This window comes from Streptomyces sp. NPDC044106, assembly GCF_056433985.1.
This window is the reverse complement of the sequence record NZ_JBWKFZ010000039.1, coordinates 1-9864: the sequence shown is the minus strand read 5'-3', so window position 1 is coordinate 9864 and position 9864 is coordinate 1. Positions and strand designations below refer to the sequence as shown.

Here is a 9864-nt window from a genome sequence, read left to right as displayed (position 1 = left end):
TCCTGCGACGGACCATTCGGCGCCGTCAAACCATTACTCGCACCGTCCTGATTCACCGCCGAACCCCGCACCACCGCCAGGACTTGGTGGCCGTTGCGGCGCGCGTCGGACAGCCGCTCCAGAAGGAGTACGCCGACGCCTTCGCCCCAACCCGTGCCGTCGGCCGCGGCGGCGAACGGCTTGCAGCGGCCGTCGGGAGCCAGGCCGCGCTGGCGCGAGAAGCCGGTGAAGACCTCGGGGGTGGCCATGACCGTCACGCCGCCCGCGAGGGCGAGGGTGCATTCGCCCTGGCGCAGTGCCTGTGCCGCGAGGTGGATGGAGACGAGGGACGAGGAGCACGCCGTGTCGACCGTCACCGCCGGGCCCTCGAGGCCCAGGGTGTAGGAGACTCGACCGGACACGACGCTGCCGGAACCGGCCAGCATGGAGTAGCCCTCCAGCTGGGCGTCCTGGGCCAGGCCCGCCGCGTAGTCGTGGTACATCACGCCGACGTATGTGCCGGTCAGGCTGCCCTTGAGCGTCGTCGGATCGATACCCGCACGCTCGAACACCTCCCACGACGCCTCCAGCAGCAAACGCTGCTGCGGATCCATCGCCAACGCCTCACGCCGATTGATCCCGAAGAACGCGGCATCGAAATCCCCCGCGTCCGGCAGGAAGGCGCCCCGGTCGGCGTAGCTGGTGCCGGGGTGGTCCGGGTCGGGGTGGAAGAGGCGCTCCAGGTCCCAACCGCGGCCGGTCGGGAACGCGCCGACCGTGTCCACGCCCGCGGCCACCAGCTCCCACAGCCCTTCGGGGGACGTCACTCCGCCCGGGTACTTGCAGGCCATCGCGACGATCGCCACCGGGTCGTCCGTGGTGGCCGCGGTGAGCGCGGCGGGGGCGGCGGGGGCGGCGGGCGGGGCGGGGGCTGTGGACCGGCCGCCCAGACGGGTGCACAGGTAGGCGGTGAGGGCGTCGGGGGTGGGGTGGTCGAAGGCCATCGTGGCGGGCAGGCGCAGGCCGCTGGCCGTCGAGAGGCGGTTGCGCAGCTGCACCGCCGTGAGCGAGTCGAAGCCCAGGTCCTTGAAGTTCGCCTCGGTGCGTACGTCGGTCGGCGAACGGTGGCCGAGCACCGCGGCCACGCACTCGCGTACGACGTCACCGATGACGGCGCGGCGTCCGGCCTCGTCCAGGCCCGCGAGCCGCGTCTCCAGCGCGGCCTTGTCGACAGTGGCGTCGGCTGCCGCCCTGCGGCGGGTCCGGCCTGCCAGGTTGCGCAGCATCGGGGGTACGTCTCCGCTGGTGAGGCCGCGTACGTCGATGCCTGCCGCGACGACCGGCGAGGTGTGGGCGGCGGTGTTTCGTGCCGCGTCGAGGAGGGCGAGGCCCTGCTCGTCCAGCAACGGCTTCACGCCGCCCGCGCGCAACCGCGCCAGATCGGCATCATCCAGGTGCCGGGTCATGGCGCTGCCGCGCGCCCACAGGCCCCAGGCGATCGAGAGACCGGACAGGCCGGCGGCGCGACGGCGGGCGACGAGGGCGTCGACGAACGCGTTGGCTGCCGCGTATCCGGCCTGGCCCGCGTTGCCGAGAACACCGGCGGCGGAGGAGAACATCATGAAGAGGCTGAGCGGCAGCTCCGCGGTGGCGGCGTCCAGGTTGGCGGCGACGGAGGCCTTGGCGGCCCACACCTTGGCCAGCTGGTCGGCGGTCTGCGCGGTGACCACGGCGTCGTCCAGGACACCTGCGGCGTGGACCACCCCGGTCAGCGGATGCGCCGGGTCGACCGAGGCGACGAGGTCGGCTGCGACCCGCGCGTCCGTGAGGTCGGCGGCGACGATCCGCACCCCGGCGCCGAGGCCGGTCAGCCGGTCGGCCAGCTCGCGGGCGCCCGACGCGTCGGGGCCCTGCCGACTGACGAGCAGCAGATGCCGCACCGACCAAGTGCGGACCAGGTGCTCGGCGACGAGCCCGCCCATCATGCCGGTGCCGCCCGCGATGAGAACGGTGCCGTCGGGGTTCCCGGGGTTCCCGGGGTTCCCGGGGTTCCCGGGGTTCCCGGGGGGCGTCCGCGGGAGGGTGGTGGCGCGGGTCAGACGGGGGGCCTTCGGCTGTCCCGCGCGTACGGCGAGTTGCGGCTCCCCGGTGGCGAGTGCCCTCGTGACGGCCGCTCGGTCCGTGCCTGGCTCGGTGTCCAACAGGACGAAGCGGTCGGGGTGTTCGGCCTGTGCGCTGCGTATGAGGCCCCATACGGCTGCGGCGGGCACGTCGAGTGGGTCGCTGCCGTCGCCGTCGGCCGGTACCACCACCGCGTGCCGCGTGAGCAGTACGAGCCGGACCTCGGCCAGACGCGGTTCGGCGAGCCAGCCTCGTACCAGGTTCAGGGTGTTCTCGGCGACCGCCCGGCCACGGGAGTCGACCGTTGCGTCGGCTGCCTCGTCGGTTGCGGCCGCTGTTGCGACTGCGGCCATGTCGACGAGGACGGTCCCGGGGGTCTGCGTCCCCTTGTCGAGCGCGGCCGACAGACTCCGCAGATCCGGGAGGCGGGGGGCTTCCTCACCGGCCCAGTCAGGTGCGTCCGGACCGATCACCAGCCACTCGTCGCCGCCGTCCTCCTCCTCTGTCGTCGTCGGGGACGCGTCGGCCCACTCCACGGTGAACAATCCTTGAGGGCCGGTAGTCGCCCCGCCCGTCCCGCCCGTCGAGCGCAACAGTTCCGGGTCGGCGGGGCGCAGGGCCAGGGAGTCCACGCTCAGGACGGGCGCTCCGGTGGCGTCGGCGATCGTCACGCGCAGGACCGATCCGCCCTCCGCCTGCTCCTCCCCGTACGCGGACGGGCGAGCCAGACGCACGCGCACGGTGGCAGCACCGGTGGCCCGCAGGGTCACACCGTTCCACGCGAACGGCAGACGGAGCTCTCCCGCGTCACTCGCGTCACTCACGTCATCCGTGTCCCCCGCGTCACCGGACAGGTTCTGGTCCAGCAGCAACGCCGGGTGCAGGGCGGTGTCCAGCAGTACGGGGTGAATGCCGAAGCCGTCGTCAGCGCCTGCCTGTTCGGGCAGCTCCACCTCCGCCAGCAGATCGTGCCCGTGCCGCCACACGGCGCGCAGGCCTTGGAACGAGGGGCCGTACTCATAACCCGCCGACGCCGCCCGCTCGTAGAGATCACCGATCTCCACCGGTTCGGCGCCGGTCGGCGGCCACTGCCCGCCGAGCCCGTCCGGCTCGTCACCGGCCCCGGACTCAGGGCTCAGCGTTCCGGTCGCGTGGCACGTCCAGCCCTCCTCCTGGCCCGGTTCGTCATCGGAGTCGACGCGAGAGAAGACACGCACGTCGCGCCTGCCGCCCGGCTCGTCGGCCGCGCCGACGACCACCTGCACCTGGATGCCGCCGGAGTCCGGCAACACCAGCGGCGCTTGCAGCGTCAGTTCCTCCAGGGTGTCGCAGCCCGCCTCGTCGGCCGCCTGCAACGCCCATTCGACCAGTGCGGCACCGGGAACGAGCGTGGTGCCCGCCACCGCGTGGTCGGCGATCCAGCCACCGCGACCACCGCCGTTGCCCGTGAGCCGCCCGGTGAGCACGAGCGCGCCGTCGGCCAGCCCGAGCACCGCTGGCAGCAACGCGTGCTCCAGCCTCCGCAGCCCCGCGGACCGCACGTCACCGACGCCGTCCACGGGCAGCCAGTAGCTTCGTCGTTGGAAGGCGTAGGTGGGGAGGTCGACGGTACGGGGGGTGGGGTCGGCTGGGAACCAGCGCGTCCAGTCGATGTGGGCGCCGGCGGTGAAGGCGTGTGCGGCGGCGCGGGTGAGCTGGGTGGTGTCGCCGTGGTCGCGGCGGAGGGTGGGGACGACGGTGGCGGAGACGTCGGCCTTCTCGATGGTCTCCTCCATGCCGAGGTTGAGGACGGGGTGGGGGCTGGCTTCGATGAAGAGCCGGTAGCCGTCGGCCAACAGCGTCTCGATGGTGTCGGCGAAGCGGACGGGCCGGCGAAGGTTGGTGACCCAGTAGGCGGTGTCGAGGGCAGTGGTGTCGGCAAGCCGTTCCGCCGTCACCGTCGAGTAGAACGCCACGTCCGTACGGGAGGGCCGAATGTCGGAGAGACGCTCGGTGAGCAGGTCGTGGAGCTGGTCGATCTGAGGGCCGTGGGAGGCGTACCCCACGTCGATGACCCGGGCGCGCAGGCCACGTGCCTCGGCGTCGGCAACAACGGCCGCCACGTCCGCGGGCGGCCCCGAAATCACCGTAGACGAGGGACCGTTGACGGCGGCGACGCACACGCCGGGCCGGTCGTCGCCGATCAGCTCAGCCGCTTCCTCCGCGCTCACCCCCAGGGATGCCATGTCCCCGTGCCCCTGCAATTGCCGCAGGGCGTCACTGCGTACAGCAACGATTCGCGCCGCATCCTCCAACGACAGCGCACCGGCCACACACGCGGCGGCCATCTCGCCCTGCGAGTGACCGATCACGGCAGCGGGCTTGATGCCGCAGTCCGCCCATACGGCGGCCAGTGACACCATCACCGCCCACAACACCGGCTGAACCACCTCAACGCGGGACAGCTCACTGCCGTCCCCGCGCAGCACCTCCGTCAGCGACCAGTCCACGTACGCGGACAGCGCCCGCTCACACTCCGCGATTCGAGCCGCGAACACCGGTGAATCGTCCAGCAGTTGAGCCCCCATCCCCACCCACTGCGACCCCTGCCCCGGAAACACCAACACCGGACCCGGACCCACATCACCCGCAACCCCCGACACCACATCCTGCGACGCCTCACCCGCCGCCAGCGCCCCAAGACCCGCCGTCAACGCCTCACGACCCCGGCCCACCACCACAGCCCGGTGCTCAAGACTGGAGCGGCTGGTGGTCAGCGACCAGCCGATCTCGGTCGCCGACGCATCTACGTCACCGGCAGCGAACGTGCTCAGCCGTCGCGCCTGCGCCCGCAGCGCGGCCTCGCCACGCCCGGACACCACCCACGGCACCACCGCTGCCCCTGCCCCTGCCCCTGCCCCTGCCCCCGGCGACTCTTCCGGAACGTCTTCCGGAGCTTCCTCCAAGATCACGTGCGCGTTCGTGCCGGAGATGCCGAAGGAGGAGATTCCCGCGCGGCGCGGACGTTCGCCGCGCGACCATGGGACCGGGTCGGTCAGGAGGCGTACGCCTCCGCCTTCCCACTGGACGTGCGGGGTCGGCTCGTCGACGTTCAGGGTGGCGGGCAGCAGGTCGTTCTGCAGGGCCATCACCATTTTGATGACGCCCGCGACGCCTGCGGCGGCCTGCGTGTGGCCGATGTTCGACTTGACCGAGCCGAGCCACAGCGGCCGGTCGTCCTCGCGTTCCTTCCCGTACGTGGCGATGAGCGCCTCGGCCTCGATGGGGTCGCCGAGCTTGGTACCGGTGCCGTGCGCCTCGACCACGTCGATCTCCGACGTGGAGAGGTGGGCGCCGGCGAGGGCCTGCCGGATGACGCGGCGCTGCGAGGGGCCGTTCGGTGCGGTGAAGCCGTTGCTGGCGCCGTCCTGGTTGATGGCGGAACCGCGCAGCACGGCGAGGACCTTGTGGCCCTTGCGGCGCGCCTCGGAGAGGCGTTCCAGGACGACGAGTCCGGCGCCCTCGCCCCAGCCCGTGCCGTCGGCCGCGGCGGCGAACGGCTTGCAGCGGCCGTCGGGGGCCAGGCCGCGCTGGCGCGAGAAGCCGGTGAAGACCTCGGGCGTGGACATGACGGTGACGCCACCCGCGAGGGCGAGCTCGCACTCACCCTGCCGCAGGGCCGTGGCCGCCAGATGCATCGCCACCAGCGACGAGGAGCACGCGGTCTCGACGGTCACCGCCGGACCCTCCAGACCCAGCGTGAAGGAGACCCGGCCCGACAGGACGCTGGGCGCTGTGCCCGCGTACCCCTCGGTGGCCCTGCCGCCTGCGTCGCCCTGGGTCTGATTGCCGGTGGTCGCGGCGCCGACGTAGACGCCGGTGGGGCTTCCCTTGAGCGAGGCGGGGTCGATGCCGGAGCGTTCGAGGGCCTCCCAGGACGTTTCCAGGAGTAGCCGCAGTTGGGGGCTGCTGGCCAGTGCCTCGCGCGGGCTGAAGCCGAAGAAGTCGGAGTCGAACTGGTCGGGGGCGCCGATGAAGCCGCCCTCGCGGACGTAGCAGGTCCCGGGGTTGTCGGGGTCCGGGTGGTAGATGCCCTCCAGGTCCCAGCCACGGTCGGTGGGGAACGGTTCAATGGCGTCGTCGCCGGCGGCGACCAGCTCCCACAGGCCCTCGGGCGTCTCGATGCCGCCGGGGAAGCGGCAGGCCATGCCGACGACGGCCACGGGCTCCTGGCGGCGGTCCTCCACCTCGCGCAGACGCTGCCGGGTGTCATGCAGCTCGGCGGCGACCCGCTTGAGGTAGTCGACCAGTTGCTCTTCACTCGCCATGAGAGTTCACCCAGCCTTCAGCGTGGTTGTCGCGCCGTGCACGGTCGTTTCACACACCCAGTTCTTTGTCGATGAAGTCGAGGACCTGGTCGGTCGTGGCGACCTGGAGCTGCTCCTTCGTGCTCCCGGAGGCCGGCGCCGCTCCGGCCGCCTTCCACTTCGCCAGGAGCGATTCCAGCCGGGTCGTGACCGCGTCGGTATCGACGTGCTCGACGTGCTCGACGAGGGCGGTGGACAGGGCGCTCTCGAGTTTCGCCAGCTCCCGCAGGACCGGATCGGTGGCTTGGTCGGTGGCTTCCCTGCCGACGGGGGTGGCGCCGTCGGGGGCGAGTTGCGCGCCGAGGTGTTCGGCCAGGATGTCCGCGTCCGGGTGGTCGAAGACGAGGCCGGCGGGCAGGCGGAGGCCGGTGGCCGCGGACAGCCTGTTGCGCAGTTCGACTGCGGTGAGCGAGTCGAATCCGAGTTCCTTGAAGGTGCTGCCCGTCGCGAGGGCATCGGTGTGGTGACCGAGGACGATCGCCGCCTGTTCCCTGATGAGCCTCACCAACGTGTGGTGCCGGTCGGACGGCGGCAGGGCGGCCAGTCGGCCCGCCAGATCGGCGGACTGCCCGGCTGCCGTGGCGGTCGGCCTGGTCGTCGCGCTCGTGGGGCGGCCGGCGGCCAGGCTGCGCAGCAGTACGGGCCTCGTGTTCACGGGGTGCGTGGCGAGCGTGCGCAGGTCGAGGTTGAATCCGACGAGGTGGGGGCGGCCGTGAGCGCGTGCGGCGTCCAGCAGGGCCAGGCCGTGCGCGCTGCTCATTCCCTTGACGCCGATGCGGGTCATTCGGGCGATGTCGGTGGTGCTGAGGCCGCCGGTCATGCCGCGTGTCGTGCCGGTTGCCGTTGCACCGTCTGCCGCGCCGGTTGCCGTTGCACCGTCTGCCGCGCCGGTTGCCGTTGCGCCGCCTGTCGTGCCGGTCGCGGTGGTGCCTGTCGTGCCACTTTCCGTGGCTTCGGTCGTGCGGGTCATCTCGTCGGGCGGGGTCTCCCACAGGCCCCAGCCGACCGACAGTCCCGCCAGCCCTTGCGCCCTGCGACGCTGCATCAACGCATCGCAGTACGCGTTCGCCGCCGCATAGTTAGCCTGGCCAGGACTGCCCAGAGTGGCGGCAGCCGAGGAGAACACGACGAACAGACCCAGCCGCATCCCCCGCGTCGCCTCATCCAGCTGCCGCGCCGCAGCCGCCTTCGCCGCCCACACCCGCGCCAGTCCCTGCGACGTCTGCGCCGTGACCACCGCGTCCTCCAGCACACCCGCCGCATGCACCACACCGGTCAACGGATGCGACGGATCGGTCTTGCCCACCAGCTCCGCCACCGACCCCGCATCACCCACATCAGCAGCAACAACACTCACCTCAGCGCCTAGTTCGCCAAGCCGCTGCACCAGTTCTTCACTGCCCGGAGCATCCGCACCCCGCCGACTGGCCAGCAGCAGGTGCCGTACACCCCACTCCCGCACCAGATGCTCGGCCACCACCCGGCCCAGCGCACCGGTACCACCGGTGATCAACACCGTGCCCTCGGGATCGAGGGCAGGCGGAACCTCCAGCACCAACTTCCCGGTGTGCTTGGCCTGACTCATGAACCGGAACGCCTCCCGCGCCTCGTCCAGCGGCCAGGAACGTACCGGCAACGGCTTAAGCCGTTCTGAGGCGAACAACTCGCCGAGCTGGTCGAGCATGTGAGCGATACGGTCCGGCCCGGCGTCGTTCACCAAGTCGTACGCGGTGTACGTGACGCCCGGGTGCTGCGCGGCAACCTCTTCCGGGGTACGCAGATCGGTCTTGCCCATCTCCAGGAACCGACCACCATCACCGAGCAACCGCAGGGAAGCATCGATGAACTCACCGGCGAGGCTGTTGAGTACGACATCCACGCCGCGCCCACCCGTGGCTTCCCGGATCACATCCTCAAAGGCAAGATCACGCGAAGACGCCCGATGGGCCGCATCCACACCCATCTCCTCCAGCACCCCATGCTTGGCCGGACTCGCCGTCGCGAAGACCTCCGCACCCAGATGACGGGCAACCTGCACCGCGGCCATCCCCACACCACCCGTACCGGCATGGATCAACACCCGCTCACCAGCCCGCACACCCGCCAGCTCCACCAACCCGTACCAAGCCGTCAGGAACGCCGCCGGAATTCCGGCCGCCTCACGCATGGCCCAGCCCTGCGGGACCGGCGCCACCATCTGGGCCTCGGCGATCACCACGGAGCCGAAGGCACCCTCGAAGACGCCCATCACGTGGTCGCCGACCGCCACACGCGTGACGTCGGGGCCCACCTCCGTCACGACACCGGCACCTTCGCCGCCCATGGCGCCGTACGCGGGGACCATCCCCAGGGCGACGAGAACGTCACGGAAATTGAGGCCGGCCGCATGCACGGACACCCGTACCTGTCCGGGCCTCAAAGGCTCCAGGACCTCCGGGCAGGCGACCACCGCCAGGTCGTCCAACGAGCCACCGTTCTCCAACCGCAGGCGCCAAGCCGCTTCGCCGGGCGGCGCGACGAGTTCGGTCGAACGTCGGGCCTGGGCCAGACGGGGGACGTACAGCTGCCCGGCGCGCAGGGCGAGTTGAGGCTCGTCGAGCTCCTCCACTGCCTGGCGCAGCGCATCCTGCGGCAGGTCACCACCATTCTCAGCGGCGTCCCTCTCCACATCGAGGAGGACGAGCCGTCCCGGGTTCTCCGACTGCGCGCTGCGGACCAGACCCCACACCGCTGCCGCAGTCGCGTCCACCTCACCGTCCCCGTCGACAGCCACGGCACCCCGTGTGACCAGCAGCAAACGGGACTCCGACAGATCCGGAGCCGCCAGGAACTCCTGCACGAGTGCCAACACCCGATCCACCACCGGCAGACCAGCGCCACCACCAACAGACGCGTCGACCGGGGCGAGTACTGCCCACGGCACTTCGCTGCCCACCGGCACCACATCGGCCAGACCGACATCGTCCGTCAGCCCGCCCCATCGACCACCGCCCTCAGCAACACCAGCCGCCCTCTCGCCCTGCGAGTCCGACAGTGGTACCCAGTCCACGGTGAACAGGCCGCGTACGGACTGCTGTTGCGCGGCAGCGAGCTGGCCGGGCTTGACGGGGCGCGTCCGCAGGGAGTCGATGCTCAGGACGAGACCTCCGGTCTCGTCGGCAACCGTCACGCTCAGGCCTTGGTCAAGACTCTCGCCGAGCGGGCGGAGGCGTACGCGGACAGTCGTAGCCCCCACCGCCCGCAGCGACACCCCGGCCCATCCGAACGGCACGTAGACCTGGCCGTCGTCCCCGGCTCCATCCTGGAAGCGGGCGGCGAGGAGTGGGTGGAGGGCGGCGTCGAGGAGGGCGGGGTGGATGCCGTAGCCGTCGTGGGCGCCGGCGGCTTCGGGCAGCGCCAGCTCGGCCAGCAGATCCTG

Annotated in this window: 2 protein-coding genes; both read right to left on the bottom strand. The window is 71.5% G+C overall.

Annotated elements, in window-relative coordinates; translation table 11 throughout:
* Positions 1 to 6407, bottom strand: a 6407-nt coding sequence (locus AC07DI_RS37300; protein ID WP_478909399.1) for a type I polyketide synthase, incomplete at its 3' end; no start/stop codon positions are given.
* 49 nt (positions 6408 to 6456) lie between these two features.
* Positions 6457 to 9864 (bottom strand): SDR family NAD(P)-dependent oxidoreductase (locus AC07DI_RS37295; protein ID WP_478909397.1); only part of this gene is annotated, 3408 nt, incomplete at its 5' end.